Origin of the sequence: Levilactobacillus paucivorans, assembly GCF_001437125.1 — a bacterium.
Lineage (GTDB): Bacteria > Bacillota > Bacilli > Lactobacillales > Lactobacillaceae > Levilactobacillus > Levilactobacillus paucivorans.
In genome coordinates this window covers 1-18,673 of the sequence record NZ_JQCA01000121.1, presented here as the reverse complement: position 1 = coordinate 18,673, position 18,673 = coordinate 1, and the positions used below count along the sequence as shown (strand labels likewise).

Here is an 18,673-nt window from a genome sequence, read left to right as displayed (position 1 = left end):
TGGTCTAGTAGAGCAGGTGTTGCACTTCAATTTTAAATCGAGGAAAATAAATTATTAAATACCAAATTGGTTTCAAGATTCGGCAACGTGGCGGTTCAGTCGCCTACCGGCCGCCAGATATGGGCTGGAACGGTGCGAACACAACTTGAAGCCTCGAAGTTCACGAGTCTTCAAGCTTGGTTTTCTCCTAAGCCAGCGAGAAGATCACTCACTGACTAAGGAGAACGACGCGCCTGAGCCCATATCTGCCGGCCTCACGGCTAGGACGGCGATTCACGGCAACACTGCTGGAGATCAACAAAACTAGCAATACTTACGCCAAACAATCTGAGAATCAAAAATCGGCAAGCATAACCTGGATATTCAGGTTGTGCCTGCCGATTTTTTGTCATCATTTGAAATTAGAACGGATCCACCTTGTCATGGCGACCAATCTTAACCAATAGCCAATAGCCATTATCAATTCTCAACACAAGAGATCACAAAGGAGGACTATACCCAATCGGTACAGCCCTCGTCTTTATGATTTATCATGATTAATCTTGAGTCGTGGTGTGGTTCCGCGTGCGGCCACGGTTGGAGTTCCGGCGCTTATCATGTAAGCTGTCGAAACCAACGAAGCCGGCCGCAACGGCCCGTTCATTGGCCCGGTGGAGCACCTTGATAAAGTGTTCTGCTTCATCCTTACCGAAGAAGCCTAACCAGCGGTGGAACCGTTCGTCCGTCGCCTGAGCCAGGTTCCGTTGAACCCGACTACCCGCAGCTGTCAAAGTAATGTACTTGACCCGACGGTCATTAGGGTCGACCTTCTGCATCACGTAGTTTTCCTTCAACAACACGTTAACTTGACGAGCAATGGCACTCTTCGAAACGCCTTCAAGTTTGGCCAATTCCACCAACGTCTGCCCATTCTTACTCCGCGCAACGTTTTCCATCACCATGAAAGCTTCAAAAGTTAAGTTATACTTTTGGGTGGGAATTGAAACAAAGTCCCCGATGTACTTGAAGATGTGCATGTACAAGTCGTCAAATTGTTTCTTTAATTCTGCTTCCGTAACGTTATCGTTTGTCGTCTCTGTCATTATAAATCCATTACTCCTTCTAGTTCAGCGCGGGGCGCTGCCATTTACCGTCCTAAATTGGATACAGCCTACGGGACTTAATTTTAGCCGATAAAACGCCCGTCGTCACCGGTCAAAAGGTTCAAAGTGGATAACCATACTTATATTTTATAGATAAAGTAACTAATCCAGTAATATTATAGTTATGATTGGCAAAATAGAACATATGTTCTATAATGGGAATAATCTCCTAACCAAGGACGTGACATGAATGTTAGACTATACACCACAAAAAATTCAGCTCCTACTCCAAACCGCTTACCAAAAAAAATCAGCTCACCACAGTGACTTACCGTGGCGTTACCAAAACGGGAACCGTTGACTTCGTGACTGCCAGCACCGTTTATCTCGGTTTAGCGGCCGGCCGTTCTCGTGAAATTCCCTTGACCCAAATCAGCCAAGTCAAACTACACCAATTACAATCTTGGTGGTATCTTTATGATTCTTCCGCACAGTAACTTCTTCTAGTATCGCCTCTTCTGCCTAAAAAATAAACCCCTTTTTTGTAAATTGTTTGTTTTTTCTTTACAATTCGAAGAAAACGCTGTCTTCTGCATGCTACCTTACTTTGTTTCGTGTTGACAAATCAACAAAAGCCGACCAGTTAGTTCTCAAAATGGACCAATTTAATTGGTGGAACGCCCCAGTTAACATCCAGTTTTTAATAACTATTGGTCAAAACTGATAATGACCATAAACTTGCATAGTTTGATTCATTCCAGGGGGACAATTGAAGACGCCCCGTATACACAAATAGGGCCAGGACATTTGTCCTGGCCCTATTTCAATTAACTTAGTTAATGTCTACACTACCCTGTCGGCTATCCACAATCACTGTCACCGCGGGGTTCTCCCCGACAGTTCCAATCTTATGGTGCCGGTCATCTAACGTGAAGTGGGCGTCACGAGGCGCTCGTACCGTGCCATCTTCATTGCGCAGGTCGAATTGGTAACTCTGGCCCGCCGGAACTTCCAGACTCACGTTGCCGTGGCTCTGGACCTTGATATTGCCGGTAACCTCAGCGCTGACCCGGCCGTTCTTAGCACGAATATCACCATCCCCAGTGAGTCCCTTGACGCGGACCCCCCCATTGCGGGCAATACAAGTCAACTGGCCATCAACGCCATCGACCCGAACGCCACCATTCCGTGAATTCAAATGAAGATCACCAATCTGATCCGTCACCCGGATAGCGCCATTTACAGTGTCAACCGACCCTTTTCCGGTCAGTCGACCCAGCGTTACCGCCCCATTGTCGGCCCGAATTTTAGTGATTGTGCTCTTCAGATCGTCAATCTTGATGGCCCCGTTGGTCGCGGTGAGGTCGAGTCGTTCGACGCCGGTATGGAAGATCCGTACACGACCGTTAGTCGCATGGGCAGCCAAGAAAATAGCGCTCTGGAAATCACTCATTTCGAGGCTTCCATTACCCGCCTCCACCGTGACGCGTCCTGTCAAAGTGGTCGGCAACAGAATTTCTACGCGAATATGCACGGGCCAGAGACGGGGGCGTTCACCCTGTTGAATGGTCAGCGTATCCCCAACACGCGTGGCCCGCAGGTGAAAGCGGTCGTTGTCGCGGCTCATGTATTCATTCACCACGATATTCTCACCGCTGGCCGCGCCGAGTTTAACGGCGGCATCGCGATAGTCGATGGCCACGTTAGCTAGGTCGGTCACCGCAAAGGTCTGGGTGTTAACCAGCTTCAGTGAGGTCACAATTGTCCGTTCCGGTTCCTGGCCGTTAACCGTAACGTGATCCCCGTTGACGTCAATCAGACCGTTGGCAACGGAAACGTGGTCGCCTTCCACCTGAACCAAACTACCGAGATCTACCTTTTCCTTGTCGTTATCCACGAGGACGTGGTCACCCCAGGTCACTTGGTCGTCGGTGATGTGGAGCTTGCCGACGTGAACACTAGACTGGGAACTGTGCTGTGTCTTGGATTCACTCTGCCGGTTGTGCCCGGTCGTGCTCTGACTCTCACTGTCCTCGGCCACCTCTTTGAGGAGACTGTCGAGATCGCCAATCTGGTTCACGGCTTCATCAATCGCCTTGTCCGTCTGCATGCCGTCGTTGACCCGTTCGGAGACGGCTTCGGTCAGGTCGCCCACTCGTTCTTCCTTCAGTTCTGTTAATGCCCGCGACGGCTGGTACTTGCTAAATAACTGGTCCAAACGCGTCCGAATTTCCATTGTAATATCGTCCATAATTAAACCTCCTCTGTAAGTTTACCGGTAATTAAGTCGTCAATAATTGGTTTGGCAAACTGCCAGGCCGCCGTCTTCTCCGCCAACATGTCGCGTCCCGCTGGCGTGACGTGGTAATACTTGCGCCGCGAGCCCTGGGTCTCATCACCCCAGTAGTCCGTCAGTGCGCCATTCTTTTCGAGTCGACGAAAGACCGTGTACAGCGTGGCTTCGTTGAGCTCATAGTGCCCATGACTCAGAGCCTTCACCCGTTTGGCCACCTGGTACCCGTAACTATCCCCCTGTTGGAGAATGTTCAAAATAATTGTATCCGTATGGCCCCGAATGAGATCTTTGGAAATATTCTCAGCCATGCCGCCACTTCCTTCCTTTTGCTTGCATATAATGTATCACATACTACTGTGCGTGTCAAAGTAGTATGTGTCAAAAAATAAGAATTTGTTTGTCACGATTGCCTTAACTTTCATTTAAGGCGTGTTCCCCATGAAACCAGCATGGTACACTAAACACAGCAAATTTATTCAGGGGAGACTTTTTCAATGAAAACCTTTCGCAATATCCTAAGTTGGGTGTTACCCATCGTGGTTGCCCTGGCTGTCGTCTTCGTCGTGCGCACCTACCTGCTGGAAGTCGTCAAGGTTTCAGGCGACTCGATGGAACCGAACTTAGTGAACGGCGAGGCCATGATCGTGACCAAACCGACAGCGGTCAAACGACTCAGTGTTATTGTCTTCGACGCCTACGGGGAAGACCCCACCGCGGCCAAGAATACCAACTACGTCAAACGGGTCATCGGCATGCCTGGCGATCAGGTGGCCAGCAAGAATGGCTACATTTACATCAACAATCGTAAAATTAAACAGAGCTTCATCAGTAAGTCCGAACGGGGCATCGGTACCGGGGATTGGACGCTAGGTGGTCTGGCTAAGCAACACAACTGGACCTACCAAGGCAACACCGTTCCTAAGGGCCACTACTTCGTTCTCGGCGACCATCGGAGTGTCTCCGAGGACGGCCGAGCCTGGGGCTATGTCGACGCCAAGAAGATCATGGGCGTGGTCAAGGTTCCTTTCTGGGAAGGCAGTTCGGAACACCGCGCTAACGTGAACGGTTTGGCTAGCTAGGTGAAATGTTGATCTGCAAATAGGGTCGAAAAATCTGCCTGCGGCTGACAGGGGTTACGCCTGCTGTGGGAAACGCCTGCAGCCCTAAGGGTCGGGCTTCCGGCCTAACACCATCGACACGGCTGGCTCCACCCCTGTCCTCCTCCGGCTATTGCGGTGCTTAATTGCCACAACTGTTTGGGACCAGGACCGTCACACAGCCATTGGTCAACGATATTCACAAATGACCAGTGGCCTTCAATTACAAGATAATCAACAAGCCGTCAGTCCTTGCAATCTAGCAAGGTACTGGCGGCTTTTCGTATGCTCTCTTGATGACACCGGAATCTTCACGATGCATGGTCCCTGTCGGCAACCCTACCCAGGACATGGACCTCTAGACCAGCTAGAAAGACCACAGACGTTGCCTCTACGGAGATTAATCCTACTGAGGCATTCTGCCATCTATCTGGCTTAAACGCCACCACCTAGCCGGAGGAGGCCAGGGATGGAGCCGGCCGTGGTGGCTGCGTTAGACCGAGTGCTTTTCTCGGCCTTACACAACGGGCGACTTTGAAGACACGTGGTTTTCGTGGCTTCAAATCGAGCGAGAAGCCCAAGGGGCTGAAGCGTCCCCACAGCAGGCGGAATCCCTGGCAGCCGCAGGCTGCTGTCTTAGCCAAACAAAAAATCCCAAAACCAACGCTAATGCGCTGATTTCAGGATTCAATTTCGAAGAATGTGACCGAGCAAGCCTGCCTCACCGGACAGGTCATCCCCGGGATGTCACGACGACCCCTCACTGGAAGCCATTAACGTGACACGATTTAGCTAAACATGCGCTTAGTGGCCTTCAATAAGGTCTTCGGATCCTTATCGTAACGAGGCGTATCGACCAAGTGATCCATTGGAACCCCAGCAAAGTGGAACGCCGCGATTTCACCGGAACGAGCAGCACTCTGTTCCGTAAAGATCATCTGGTAAGGTTGTTCAGCGAATTCACCAGTAAAGGCTAAGTTGGTTGAGTGTGCTGGAATAACCTCTGGCCGATCGGTCTTAGCCCGGTTGTTGAAGAGGGCTGAGGCGTATGGCATGTAAACTGGAATGTTATTGATAATGCTGTCGAGAATGGCTGGTTCCTTTTCCTTGATGTTGTTAGGACCTGGATCCACCTTGGACAACTGGCCAATCAATTCCTGAGCCATTTCCTTACCCGTCATCTTGATGTACTGCTTGTGGACGAATTCACCCGTCCGACGTGGGTACAGGAAGTAACCCCAGATAACCGATTCATTTGGCTTCTGGCTGGTAAAGTGAGGCTGGTGGTGAACCACGATCGACATGTTAATGTCCTTCTGACCCAATGGCGTGATTGGCGTCGTGGACAGGAAGGAATTCAGCGCATTCCCAGGAACTTGGGTGGTAATCCGGGTAATTTCGTTCAACAGTAAGTGGTTCTTCGTGGTCAACGTGAAGCTGACCCATTCGGAATTCTTACGGTCGGCGAAGAACTTATCGGGGGTCCCCAAGTTGTAGAAGCGTTCCGTGGCTTTCTTCCACAATGCGGCACTGATCCCGTATTCCATGTTTTCGCGAGCGGGGGTGTTGTAATCCCCCATCGTTGCGGAGTCCGTGATGGATCCGTTGGTGAAGATAACTGCCGTCTCATCATCAATGTCGACGAGTTCTTCGGTATCATCTTCCACGTTCTTGACGTGAATGCCAGTAACGGTGATTTCATCTTGCATCGAACTGTCGGCGAATTCCCAATCCGTGACGATCCGGTTGGAAATAAATTTAACCTCTTCACCCTTAAGGTAGTTAATCAGAGGCAAAATCATACTTTCAAACTGGTTGTAACGGGTCCGGTTGACCCCAACCAAGTGTTCAATTTGAGTAAATTCATAAATCATTTGGTGCATGTAACGTCGGAGTTCTTGAACGGAACTCTCGATCCGAAAGGCGAACGTGGTTTCCCACATGTACCAGAAGTTGGTTTGGAACATGTGTGGGTCGTCCTTGAAGTACTCGGCGATCGTCACGTTGTCCAACTTGGTTTCTTCGTCATCGGGCATCAGAACTAATTTCGATAACAGTGTCCGGTCCTTGTTGTTCAGGCCTAACTTCCCGCCATCGATAATGCCCTTGCCGCCTTGCAACAAGCGCGCCTTGTCATAAGTCTGGTGATGCGAATCGAAGTCGCGAGTGTCTTCTGCGGCTGTCATGCCTTCCTCAGTTGCGGAAGGAATCCGGTCCAGTAGGTCCATCAAATCAACGTAGGTCCGGTAGTTCAGCATCCGGCCACCCCGGGCAACGTAACCCGTCTGGTTGTCGAGTGGGTGTTCCTTGTTCCAGTATTCATCACTGAATTCTTCGGTCGTCCCACCATCGTTGGCGCCGTGCATATCTGCCCCATAAAAGGTGATATTATCACCACGCCAATGGCCTTCTTGAATCAGGTAAACCGCCGCGGCCATATTAGATAAACCCGCACCGATCATTACTGCTTTTGTTTTAACCATCAAAAACACCTCCGTAGATTCTTTGTGCCTTTACGACTTCATTATGCTTGCTTTGTCATGCATTGTAAAGCGTTTACATGACGGTTTTAGAAAAAAGTTCAGATCGTTACGGATCCTTAATACACCGGGGATTACAACACGTCATGTTCCGTTTATAGGGGCCAAATATCGGTCAAATTACCGCCGTGAAAACAGTCGAAACGATTTACCTTTTTGGGGAAAAAGAGTGCCAAAAAAGGCGGTTAGTCAGCGAGCATTAACGTCGCTAGGCAGACAATCCTGATTCTGGATTGTTTGCCTAGCGGGGTTAAGCGGAGTTGACTGCCTTTTTTGGCACGTTTCGGCCATATAAAGTTCAGCGCCCACAAAAAAAGCCGAGACAGCCGTCTCGGCTTTTAGGCTATTGTCTGGAGGTAACAGTTAGTCAGCTGCCATGAACTTGCCGGCGGTCAACTTGGAGGCTAAGACCCAGCCCTTTGTCTTTCCGCTAGTGACGTAGAGGTACTTGACGTTCTTCTTCGCATTCTTAACCGTAATTTGTTTCGTTGCGTAGAAGGTCTTGCTTTCTGGCAACTTGCCCTTCAATTTCAACGTTACCTTAGACTTGTCGGCAGCGAATTTGCCCGTGTAGAAGGCCGGACGAGCATTCTTGAAGTGGTAAGCACTCTTCTTAATTTTTTTGGAACTAACCAAGGTATACGTATTTGATTTGTGAATCCCATCGGCTGCCATGAATTTGCCAGCGGTTAATTTGGAAAGAGCAACCCAGCCCTTAACCTTGCCGTTGGCAGTCTTGATGTACCCATAGCTGACCTTCTTGCCCTTGGCATTCTTAATCACAATCTTCTTGCTGGCGGTGTAGGTCACGCCAGACTTCAGCGTACCCTTCTTAGCCATCGTCACCTTGGAATTGTCAGCGGCAAATGCTGCACTATAAAGGGCGGGCTTCCCGGATTTGACGTGGTAAGCTGCCTTCTTTAAGGCTTTGCTACTCAATAACGTATAGCTGACTTTCTTCGCTGCTGGTTTGGCAGCGGCAAATGCAGTCACGGAACTACTTACGGGAGCAATAGCCCCGACCCCTAATGGTAATACCATGGCTGCTGCAGCTGCGATCATTGCAACTTTCTTCATCATAACAATTACCCCCCGAATAATTTTGAACTCATCTCTGAATTCACGGGTATCATATCACGACCCCCTGAGGGACGAAACTAACGACACTCAAAAAGCACCCAAAAGCGTTGATAAATATGGGGTTAGCGGTAAATTAAACCAACTTACTCTTAGGGCCTTATTCGTGTCAAATCGAAAAAATCGTGACCGCCAAATTAATAGCGGTCACGACTACTTGTCGTTCTAATGTTTTAATGGGTTTTGAACTTTGGCGATAGTGGAGAGCAGGCCTCCGGGCGGTTGCTCAGAGGGCTGGAACGTTGTGGCCACGATTTGAAGCCCCGCGCCAGAAACGCGCAGGTCTTCAAACTCGGGCTTTCACTAGGCTAGGAAACCCACCCAGCCAAGTGAAACGACACGACTGAGCCCTCTGAGCAACCACCCTCCGGCAAAAATCCAGCATTGCCAGAACGTTGCGTTGCATTGTTCAACTGACAAAACACATTGCCAATCGATCGGCATCAGCCATCAACATCACCATTCATACTCGAACGCAATGTTACCAACAACATACAGCCTCAGCCGGAGGTAACCAGACAGAACCCCCGTGTCGGTGGTCTTAGCCGAGTTTCTCTCTCGGCTTAGAGCACGGCCAACTTTGAAACTCGTGACTTTCGAGGTTCAAGGTTGCCCTGAAGACCGCACTTTGGCTTCAGGCCTGCCCCATGGGGGTTCTGTCTGATTGCCGCAGGCGACCCAACTCAACCCAATTCAATTCAAGTTATTTTTGTTGGCTAACCTTAGTTACAGCCTTGGCGATGAGTGACGTGTAGTGCCGGTTTCCGCGGTTATTCGGGTGAACGTGGTCACTGACGAACCACTTATCTTCACCTTTAGCCGTGCTGTACCAATCGATAACGTGGACGTTCTTGTAGGCATCCGCCGTCTTTTGAATCCGTCGGTTAACGGAGTTCTGCCATTCCCGCGTTGGGACGTGGGCCGTCACCCAGAAGATCTCGTGGCTTGGTCCAATGGCTTCAACGATTTCCTTGGCCTGTTCTGGGGTAATGTAGCCGTTGGTTCCGATGTTCACTAGGACATTCTTGGCCAGTTGCCCTTGTTGGTCGAGGCTAGTCACAATGCCCTTTACATCGGCCGCTTGCCGGCCAACCTTACCGTCGACGATGGCACCAGGGAAGACCTTTTGCAGGTCGCCTGAGTCATCCAGTAAGACGGAATCCCCAATAGCCGTTAATGGTGTCTGCTTGCTGGTGACGACCTCTTCTGGCGTCAGGTAGTAAGTCTTTGCGGTATCTTGGTCCGACTTGGACAGCCTCGAGAAAGCCACAGCCTTGTCATGCTTGCGTTTGGAGGCTTCCTTGGCTAAGGCCTTCTGCTTCTTGGCGGCTTCGGCATTCTTCTTCTTGGCCGCTGCCTGTCGTTGCGTGATGGTCTGTTGTAGCGCCGTTGGCTTAGCGGCTGCGGGCTGTTGAACGAAGCCGACCGCCGTCAGGCCGAAAAGTAAGGCGCCAATAACACCCAGGCTGCTAGCGAGGCGATGCGCATCCGGCTGTTTGAAGAAGGTGACCACGTCGCTGGTAAGTTGACCGTAGTGGTAGTGCCGCAATGGCCGTTCGATCCACCGGTAACTGAGTTCCGTGGCAACCATAATCAAGGCCACCTCGACCAGTGCGTTGAACAAGGGATGATTGCCAATATTGATCCGAGATTCATAGAAAATCATGACTGGAAATTGATACAGATAGATCCCGTAACTCCGTTGTCCAACATAACTAAAGACCGGGTTCGATAAGATTCGATTCATATCACTGCCGGGATGAGCAACCGTGCCGACTAAAATTCCGGAGAGGACGGTAAACCAGAACATCCCGCCATGATAGGTGCTGGCCGCCTGCCCGTTCATGTTAAAGAACAGGTAAACTAAGGCCAACAGCGAAGCCCCACCGAGACCATCCATAACCAAACGATGGGCCCGGGTGACATCCGCACTGAGCCGATGGGCTGGCCAAACGAAGGCCATGGCCGCACCGATTAGGATGGCAAACATCCGCGTATCCGTCCCGTAGTAGACCCGGTTGGTGTTCTGTGGATCAAACAAGAGGGCCATCGCTAAGGCTGACGCAATCGCCGCTCCGAGCAGAATTAATAAGATCCGGCCTTGCTTTTTAACCAGAATCAACAGAGCCAAGACCACGAGTGGCCAGACCAGATAAAACTGACCTTCGATCGACAACGACCACAGGTGGGTAAAGGGTGACTCGCCACTAAACCGATCAAAGTACGATTGCCCGTGACTAATTTCAAACCAGTTGTACCCATAAATTAAATTGGTCATCACCGTCTTACGAATGTTGACCAGTAGCTCCCGCTGAAACAACGTAATGTAAGCTGTCGTCGCCAAAAGCATCGTGACCAGGGCCGGATACAGTCGTTTCAACCGACGCCCGTAGAAGCCCCAGATATCAATGGTATGTGTCTGATCCCACTCCTGAATCAGCAGGTAGGTAATCAGATAACCTGAGACCACGAAAAAGATCGGAACTCCCAAGTACCCGCCTTGAAGTGTCGATGGTGCCAAATGATAGATAATAACGCCTAAAACGGCTAGGGTTCGAATACCGTCAAACCCCGTTATGTACCGCTTCTTCCCCACGCGATGCGCCCGAAAATCGGAACGCGTTAATCGCGAATTCAATTGATCCATAAAATTACTCCTTTTCTCTCTAAAGCTTTGTAGAGATCCCCCAAATTATTCAATTAATTATTAATTATAAATAGTTTATATTTAAGGTGTAAATAATAGAGTCAACGACTAAGATAATCGGCTTAAATATTGTTCCGCCGGGTGATCGTTAACCCCATCTAAGTAGCTTCATTCTATAATGTTTTCCATTAGGAAACAACACTTTTACTCGAAATTTCAAAATTGTAAAATTTGACACTCGGCCGACACATCTCCGGTCAAAAATTCTCCGGCAATGCGCGGGATCTTAGGTCATGTTTGTTAGTTCAATGACCATTCACAAACGCTAACCGTGAAATCATTTCCGGCTAATATCTCCCACCCTTACGGCCACCCGACTCATGGTATACTAAAATCATATCAACCGAAGGTAACTAGGTGTCACCCTGTGTCGGTGGTCTTGGTCGAGGCTTCTTCTCGACCTAGAGCACGGCCAACTTTGAAACTTGCGATTTTTGCAAGGTTCAAAGTTGCCCTGAAGACCGCTTTTCAGGCTTCAGGTCTGCCCCACAGGGTGACACCTGGTTGCCGCAGGCGTATCATTCTAATACAAATTTATAGGAGGAATTCCCATGACCCAACAGCCATTTACCCCCGTTACCGTCCGTCAGTACCCCAAGATCGACCTGCACTGTCACCTTGAAGGCTCACTCTCCCTCGGTGCCCTGCGTGAAATGGCCGCGGTGACGGACACGCCGCTTCCCGTTGGCGATCGCGCCTTGCATGACCTGCTTATTGCCACCGCGACGAATCCCGAGACTACGGATTATTTAAAGCACTTCCAACCGGTCATCGACCTGATGCAGACCGCTGAACAACTCGAGATTGCCGGGGCTGACATCGTGCGCTCTGCTGCAGCCGACGGGCTCATTTACATGGAAACCCGGTTCACGCCAACGCTTTACACCCAGGGCAACCTGACCTTGGAAGAGGCCATTGCCGCACTACTTCGCGGACTCCATGCCGGAACCAAAACGTACGACGTGCCAGTCAACGCCATCGTCTGTGGCCGCCGTGAAAGATCATTAGCCGAACTCACCACTGTCTTTGAAACGGCCGCCAAATTTGCCGGTCAGGGTGTTGTGGGCTTAGACCTTGTCGGTGATGAAGCTGAGTACCCCACGATTGCGCTTGCCGATGCCATCCGTGCTGCCCATGCGACTGGCCTGCCAATTGCCCTGCACGCCGGGGAAACGGCTCCCGTGGATAACGTGGTCGTCGTGATGAGCCTGGAGGTCGAACGCATCGGTCACGGTCAACGACTCAACGGTTTCCCAGCCGCCATGGCGCGGGCTAAACGGACCGGGACCACGCTAGAAACCTGTCTGACCAGTAGCCACCGGTCGGTTGACCTGCCCGACTATCCTAACTTGCCACTTCAAGATTTTCTCAACGCTGGCTTGAAGGTCACCGTGAACACCAATCACCGAACGATTGCCGATGTTAATTTGACCGACGAGATCCTAGCGCTCCACGACCACAGCGATTTAGATTGGAACCAACTAGCCCAACTGACCCACAACGCTATCGACGGCGCCTTCCTGAATGATGCGGATAAGGCCGCACTTCGCGCCAAAGTGCCAGTGATCGCCTAACGCTATCCTCAGGCCCCGACCCTACCTGTCGGGGCTTTTTTCTTTGCTATCAAAGCGTGATGACTTGCCAGCACCGTCTTTCTTGGTTAAAGTAATCATTATCAAGGAGGCTTTTGCCATGTCCCAGACTTATCCTTATCAAGACGCCTTCAATCGCGTGCTCCACGAGCGATCCATGGCGCAGGCTACGTTCGACGAATACAACGCCACGTTGACCGATTTCTTTAAATACCTCGAAAACTTCAATCCCACCTATCAACGGGAACACCGCGTCAATCAGCTTCAGACCGCCGATGTTCAACAATATCTGGCCATGCTGGTTGACCAACGTCAGATTCAAAATCAAACCTATAACAAGATCCTGTCCCACCTCAACGTTTACTTCAAGTTTCTCTTCTCCCATCGTTGGACGCCCTACTTGCCAACCCTAGATCTCAAGAGCAAACCCAAGCAGGCCGCGCGTCCCCTAAACTTCCGCTGGGTCGACGACCTCGATGACTTATTGGCCGACCGACGACTTCACGTCTACACTCGTCTGACACTTCTCCTAATCGCTCACGGCTATCCGGTCCAAGCCTTTCTACGGCCCGGCTTTACCGCCGATCTTGACACGCGTTCCTGGTCCCAGGCAGCCCAGACCTTTTTGACCGAGCTCCGTGAATTTATCACGCCTCTCCAGGCCAGTTTCCGGTCGTCCGACTGGTTCCTCAAGCAACGGGCCTCTGCCGACCCACACCTCACACTTCCGGGACTCCATAAATATTTAAAGCCCGACGAGGCCCTCACCGGCTTCGCTCTCGGCCCGGCCGGCCTGTACCAAGGCTACTTGATTAACTATCTCCGCCGCCATCCCCAAAAGTCCGATCGCGAGGTCATTGCGGCCCTACATTTGGCCCCGGACGCCATCGATTACTACCGTCGTTTAGCGCAACGGGCAGACTAAGCATTGCCACTTCACGTTGAACCCCCTATACTATGTAGGTGAAATAACGAATTGGGGGAATTACAAATGAAGAAACAATGGGGAATCTTGGGGGGCCTGGTCGCACTACTCGTCGTGCTGATCGGGGTGGTTGTCTGGCAACAACGACAACCCGTTAAAAAATCGGCGGCACCAGTCAGTGAAAGCCGCCGCAAGGAATCTGACACCAAACGCACCGTGGTCAAGCAACCTAAGGCTAAGCCATGGATCAAATTAAACAAGCCATTAAAGTTACCAATCCTGATGTACCACAGTATTTCCAGTGGTAACTCCTTGCGGGTACCCGCGCGACAATTTCAACAGGAGATGGCCTACCTACAACACCATCACTACCGCACCCTGACCGCCGATGAAGCCGTTCGGGCGCTGACCACCAATACTGTGCCCCAGAAGAAGGTCGTCTGGGTCACCTTAGACGACGCCTACAAGGATAACCTGACGCACGGTCTGCCCGCCCTGGAACAAGCCAAGGTGCACGCCACCATCAATGCCATCACCGGATTCACTCACAAGTCCAATCACCTGACGCTGTCCGAGATGAAACAGATGAAGGCCACCGGCCGCGTTGATTTCGCCAGCCATACCGTCCAGCACCTGGACTTAAACGAAATCACCGCCGCCCAGCAGAAGACCGAACTGTTCAAGTCTAAGCAGTGGCTGGATGCCAAGCTGAATCAGAAGACTGAGGTTCTCTGTTATCCTGCTGGTCGGGCCGACAAGACAACCCACCGCTTAGCCAAGCAAGCTGGGTACAGCATCGCGCTGACCACCCAAGAAGGCATGGCCCAGATGAGTCAAGGTCGCTACAACCTGGCTCGCTTACGGGTCATTCCCGGGATGTCGACCGCCACTTTTGGCAGCCTGATCGCGGTGAACAATCAGTAACAATCTACTCACCGTGAAAGCGTTTCCTATTGTGTCCTGCCGGCACTCGGCGTACAATGAAGATAAGCATTCGGACACAAGGAGGTCTTTACCATGGGGAGCGTTGTCACGTTAGCAACCTGGTCATTCATGCTGGTTTTAATTGGTGCCGAGATTATTCGGGGAATCTTTATGTTTAAGGGTTAACATTTAAATTAAGTCATTTATGTTGGTCGCACGAAAACACTAGTCTAGCGCTGGTTTTCGTGCGGCCTTTTTCGATCTCACCCCCGCTAGTGCCGCCAACTGTGTGTTGACAGCGCTTCAGTCGACACCTAAAATTAAAGACATATCGGGAGTATTTCAAGGAGGAGTCGTCATGAAGAAGTTTAGAATTGGCCTCATCACGGGGCTAGCCATTTTCGCCCTCTTCGGTGGGGTCATTGGCACGAACTTACCGGGGAATCAAGTCACGGCCTACGCCAAGACCACCAAAAAGGTCAAGAAAGCCAAGAAACCACGCTGGGAACGGCCATCTGAAAACAAGCCGTATCCTAATCTGAAAGTACATAAGCACGTTTACCTACAGGTTTCCCTCAAGAAACAACGGGTTTACGTCATGAGCAAACATCACAAGGTGCTCTACACCATGATCTGTTCAACGGGGAAGAAGTCGACCCCAACGCCTAAAGGGACCTTCCACATTCAAAATCGCGGGAAGCACTTCGTCGGTGCCAACTATTGGACCTCCTTCAAGGGCTGGGGCATCTACATGTTCCACTCTGTGGTCATCAACAGTCAGGGCCACTACATCAAGAGTGAAGCCAAGAAGTTGGGCCACCGGGCTAGCCACGGATGCATTCGGATGCCAATTCCCGATGCACACTGGATCAACAGCCACATCCCAGCTAAGACCAAAGTAATTATTAAATAGTTGTTTTGCATGATTAAGGGGCGAGACCTTTGTGTCTCGCCTCTTTTTGATTGGGTTAGCTATTGGAATGTTGTGATGAAAGGCCGCCTGCGGCTGCCAGGGATTACGCCTGCTGTGGGGACGCTTCAGCCCCTTGGGCTTCTCGCTCGATTTGAAGCCTCGCCAAGAACGCGAGTCTTCAAAGTCGCCCGTGATGTAAGGCCGAGAAAAACCACTCGGTCTAACATCACCACCACGGCCGGCTCCATCCCTGGCCTCCTCCGGCTTTGATCCGGCTTTCAATTCGCCTTGTTTTAGTGGGTTCAAACGACTAGCCTAATCCACTAAAGTTCTAGTCTATTAATTATCCCTAGAGATAACGTATCAAAACAACACTTAACATCGGTCCCTCTGGTTCAGCTGACGTTTTTTTGTTCTCATCCAATTGCTAGCTTATCAACAATGCCACCCTGATAGCCTTCACACTGATGCCTATCACTTTAAAAGGAAGTACGCTACACTAGAAACAATTGCTCCTCCTCAGATCACATTCAGAAAGGAATTCACCCGCATGTTGCTAGTCGCCTTCTTCTGTACCCTGTCCGCCTTTATTATGGCGATCATGGGTATCGTTCAACGCCGTCAACACCTCCGCCTCCTGGCTGGGGTCTATATCGTCTACTATTTGATCGCTCTGGTTGCCGTATTCGTCACGCTGCCGAGCAAGGCCCTCTTTAGCCTGATTATCTTAAATGTCATCAGCGGGGTCGGCTACCTCCCGTTCCTGGCCTTCAGCAGTCCTGACGTCGTCATTGAGGCCGGTGAGAACCGTCCTCATGTCCGAAGCCGCAATCGTGGCTTGAACATCGCAGCTGGCATCCTAGGGCTTCTCTTCCTGACCAGTCTCTTCGGGGCCGCGCAGACCAAGTTCGGCGTCAAACCCGTCTACAATTCCCTCAAAATCAAAACGATGAAGACCGCGCCGCTCCTGGATAAAGATGCCACGCCTATCGCCATTGCCCCCAAGACCGTTCGCAACAAGATGAACAAGGCCATGAGTGCCGTGCCCAACACGTCCTATTACAAGCTGGGCGCACTCCAGACTCAGGTCGTGAAGGGCAAGACCGTCTACATCGCTCCCGTCGAGTTCGATGGCTTCTGGCGCTGGCAACGGGCGAAGAAGAGTCCCGGCTACTTCATGATTGACGCCACCAACGTCAATGCCGAACCACATTTTATCAAGCAACCCATGAAATACACCCCGAGCGCCTACCTCTTTGACGACGCCCAGCGGGTCATCTACAACCGTTTCCCCAGCTGGGTACAAGAAGGCCAACCCCAACTCGAAATCAAGGACAACGGGGAACCCTACTTCATCCAAACCGTTTACAAGGCGCGCGGCGTCTCCAGTCGAATCAACTACAAGAGCCTCCACGTCGCGGTCTTGAATGCCAAGACTGGGGAGACCAAGCTTTACTCGGCCGCCGGTGCTCCGAAATTTATCAACGAATCGATTGCCTCTTCGACTGCCGCCGAAATGAATGAAATCTTTGGCTGGTACGGCAACGGTTTCTTCAACGCCCATTTCAACAAGACCGGCGTCAAGGACCCCAACAGTAACGGGACTGAAGACGGTGTCACCCCGGTCGTCGACAAGCACGGGAACATCTCGTATTTCAACGACTTCACCTCACCGAAGACTGGGGCCGACTCGACCATGGGTTACTCCATGATTAACGCTCGGACCGGGACGCTGACCTACTACACCGGTAAGAATATCGGGGTCATGGATAGTGACGGGGCCAAGAAGATTGCCGAAAAGGAATACGTCGCTCAGAAATGGTCGGCCACGATGCCCATTATGTACAACATCGATGGCACTCCCACTTGGGTCGTCTCCCTCTTAGACTCCACTGGGGCCTTTCGGAGCTACGCCTACATCAAGGCGGCCGACCAAAGTGTGAAGGCCTACGCCACCACGGCCAGTCAGGCTCTGGACCAATACCGCGTTCAACTGGCCTCTTCTGGATCAACGGCTAGTTCCACCACGAATTCCAAGACCACCAAGGTTAGCGGCACCGTCGAACGGGTCGTGGTCATCCCCAATGGTGACACCCAGAACGTCCTCTTCGCCTTGAAGGGCCAAGACACTCTCTGGACCATCGGCACCGCTGATTACCCCAAGGCTGTCTTGATGACCACTGGTGACCAAGTGAAGATCACCGGTCGCGTCAATGAAAGCGCCAAGACCGGGACCGTTGAGGACTATGTGAACCGGACGTTTAAGTAAACAATTTCAACCATTTATGAAGGACTAAATGAAACGACTATCTGAGCCTGATGAGCTCCGATAGTCGTTTCTTAATTAAATAGATAATATCGAAAACTTTGTTGAGCACGTTCTACGGCATCCAACCTTAAAGGTGCTAGGATTACTCGGAGATGATTAGATTTGTCACAAAACGTGTCTTTAACCCTAACCGTATACGCTAAAGTCAAAGCTCGTGCCAGTGAAATCGCCGCTAGTAACGGCCTAGATTTAACCGATGTTATCACACTATTTTTGCAAGAAGTCTGTCAAACTGAAAAGCTACCATTTACGTCATCCACAACTGACTTTCCCGATATTTGGAACGACGATCCTCAGGCAATCGCAGCTTTCAATAAAAATTTAGGGAGTGCTGGCGATCACCATGATCTCGGCAAAGAACAGCCTTAATTAAAACTAAGAAGCGGACAGTTTGAATTGCTGTCCGCTTCTTTATTCATCTTCAATTCAGTCGATTACCGCGTGAAATTCGTGTCATCCGCCGCCAGTGGTCCCACCAATTCATGAGGCAGATAAGGTTCTTCCAGATAGGCAATATCTTCGGCGGATAATGTCAAATCCAGAGCCTTCACGGCGCCTTGAAGGTGACTAGACTTGGTCGCTCCAATAATTGGCGCCGTCACAGTTGGCTTCTGTAGGAGCCAGGCCAAAGCAACCCGAACCCGGTCGACACCATACTTCTGAGCAATCTCACCGACTCGCGCAATGATGGGCATGTCTAAATCTTTGCTGTCATTGTACTTCTCGCGGGCCACCTTATCCGTGGCATAGCGCTTCGTGTCGCCAGCCCAATCACGAGTCAACCGACCCGAAGCCAAGGGACTGTATGGGGTCACAGCGATACCTTGATCGGCACACAGTGGCAACATCTCCCGTTCCTCCTCACGATAGAGTAAGTTCAGGTGATTTTGCATCGACACGAACTTGGTCCAACCGTGTTGTTCGGCAACGGCTTGGGCCTTCTCAAATTGCCAAGCAAACATCGCCGAAGCCCCGATATAACGGGCCTTACCAGACTTTACGACATCATTTAAGGCTGAGTCCCTTCCCAGAAACCTTTCTAAAATTAAGCCTCACTATTACTAACGAAATTAACCCCTCAATTGTCAAATCAAGTGCAACACTAAGAATCTATTCTTAGAAGTGGTCTAG

Annotated in this window: 14 protein-coding genes and 1 pseudogene; 8 read left to right on the top strand and 7 right to left on the bottom strand. The window is 50.8% G+C overall.

What is annotated here, in order from left to right:
• Positions 1-536: 536 nt before the first annotated feature.
• Positions 537-1,082, bottom strand: coding sequence for a MarR family winged helix-turn-helix transcriptional regulator (locus IV54_RS09175; RefSeq protein ID WP_057879062.1), 546 nt, complete (start codon positions 1,080-1,082; stop codon positions 537-539).
• Positions 1,083-1,405: 323 nt separating this feature from the next.
• Between IV54_RS09175 and IV54_RS11590 the strand changes: the two genes are divergently transcribed.
• Positions 1,406-1,579 (top strand): hypothetical protein, encoded by a 174-nt coding sequence (locus IV54_RS11590; RefSeq protein WP_237756707.1) that lies wholly within the window; start codon positions 1,406-1,408, stop codon positions 1,577-1,579.
• A 335-nt stretch (positions 1,580-1,914) separates the two neighbouring features.
• Here the strand turns inward: IV54_RS11590 and IV54_RS09170 are convergent, their stop codons facing one another.
• Both IV54_RS09170 and IV54_RS09165 read right to left on the bottom strand, forming a co-directional pair.
• Entirely contained in the window at positions 1,915-3,333 is a 1,419-nt protein-coding gene (locus IV54_RS09170; protein ID WP_057879061.1) for a DUF4097 family beta strand repeat-containing protein, read from the bottom strand.
• Positions 3,334-3,335: 2 nt separating this feature from the next.
• On the bottom strand, positions 3,336-3,686 hold the full coding sequence (locus IV54_RS09165) for a PadR family transcriptional regulator (RefSeq protein ID WP_057879060.1): 351 nt from the start codon (positions 3,684-3,686) through the stop codon (positions 3,336-3,338).
• A gap of 186 nt (positions 3,687-3,872) precedes the next feature.
• Between IV54_RS09165 and lepB the strand changes: the two genes are divergently transcribed.
• Positions 3,873-4,457 carry a signal peptidase I gene (gene lepB, locus IV54_RS09160; protein WP_057879059.1) on the top strand — a complete coding sequence of 195 codons (585 nt, stop codon included), beginning with the start codon at positions 3,873-3,875 and terminating at the stop codon, positions 4,455-4,457.
• A gap of 806 nt (positions 4,458-5,263) precedes the next feature.
• Here lepB and IV54_RS09155 read toward each other — a convergent pair.
• The 3 genes from IV54_RS09155 to IV54_RS09145 form a co-directional block, all read right to left on the bottom strand.
• Positions 5,264-6,958 (bottom strand): oleate hydratase, encoded by a 1,695-nt coding sequence (locus IV54_RS09155; RefSeq protein ID WP_057879058.1) that lies wholly within the window; start codon positions 6,956-6,958, stop codon positions 5,264-5,266.
• A gap of 420 nt (positions 6,959-7,378) precedes the next feature.
• The gene (locus IV54_RS09150) at positions 7,379-8,095 is read right to left on the bottom strand and encodes a hypothetical protein (RefSeq protein WP_057879057.1); all 717 of its coding nucleotides are present in this window, start codon (positions 8,093-8,095) and stop codon (positions 7,379-7,381) included.
• A gap of 760 nt (positions 8,096-8,855) precedes the next feature.
• Positions 8,856-10,799, bottom strand: a complete 1,944-nt coding sequence (locus IV54_RS09145; RefSeq protein ID WP_057879056.1) for an acyltransferase family protein — start codon at positions 10,797-10,799, stop codon at positions 8,856-8,858.
• A 611-nt stretch (positions 10,800-11,410) separates the two neighbouring features.
• On the opposite strand from IV54_RS09145, the gene add reads away from it, so the two are divergent.
• From add to IV54_RS09115, 6 genes are all read left to right on the top strand, one after another.
• Positions 11,411-12,433 (top strand): adenosine deaminase, encoded by a 1,023-nt coding sequence (add, locus tag IV54_RS09140; protein ID WP_057879055.1) that lies wholly within the window; start codon positions 11,411-11,413, stop codon positions 12,431-12,433.
• A 118-nt stretch (positions 12,434-12,551) separates the two neighbouring features.
• A complete protein-coding gene (locus tag IV54_RS09135) occupies positions 12,552-13,376 on the top strand; it encodes a site-specific integrase (RefSeq protein WP_057879054.1) in 825 nt (274 codons plus the stop codon).
• 66 nt (positions 13,377-13,442) lie between these two features.
• Positions 13,443-14,300 (top strand): polysaccharide deacetylase family protein, encoded by an 858-nt coding sequence (locus IV54_RS09130; RefSeq protein WP_057879053.1) that lies wholly within the window; start codon positions 13,443-13,445, stop codon positions 14,298-14,300.
• Positions 14,301-14,658: 358 nt separating this feature from the next.
• Complete coding sequence (locus tag IV54_RS09125; RefSeq protein ID WP_057879052.1) at positions 14,659-15,213, top strand: L,D-transpeptidase; 555 nt, start codon at positions 14,659-14,661, stop codon at positions 15,211-15,213.
• 550 nt (positions 15,214-15,763) lie between these two features.
• The gene (locus IV54_RS09120) at positions 15,764-17,482 is read left to right on the top strand and encodes a hypothetical protein (RefSeq protein ID WP_057879051.1); all 1,719 of its coding nucleotides are present in this window, start codon (positions 15,764-15,766) and stop codon (positions 17,480-17,482) included.
• A gap of 174 nt (positions 17,483-17,656) precedes the next feature.
• Positions 17,657-17,911 carry a type II toxin-antitoxin system RelB/DinJ family antitoxin gene (locus IV54_RS09115; RefSeq protein WP_162259327.1) on the top strand — a complete coding sequence of 85 codons (255 nt, stop codon included), beginning with the start codon at positions 17,657-17,659 and terminating at the stop codon, positions 17,909-17,911.
• Positions 17,912-17,976: 65 nt separating this feature from the next.
• Here IV54_RS09115 and IV54_RS09110 read toward each other — a convergent pair.
• Positions 17,977-18,558 (bottom strand): annotated as a pseudogene (locus IV54_RS09110) (aldo/keto reductase); the annotation flags it as partial.
• Between the last annotated feature and the right edge of the window lie 115 nt (positions 18,559-18,673).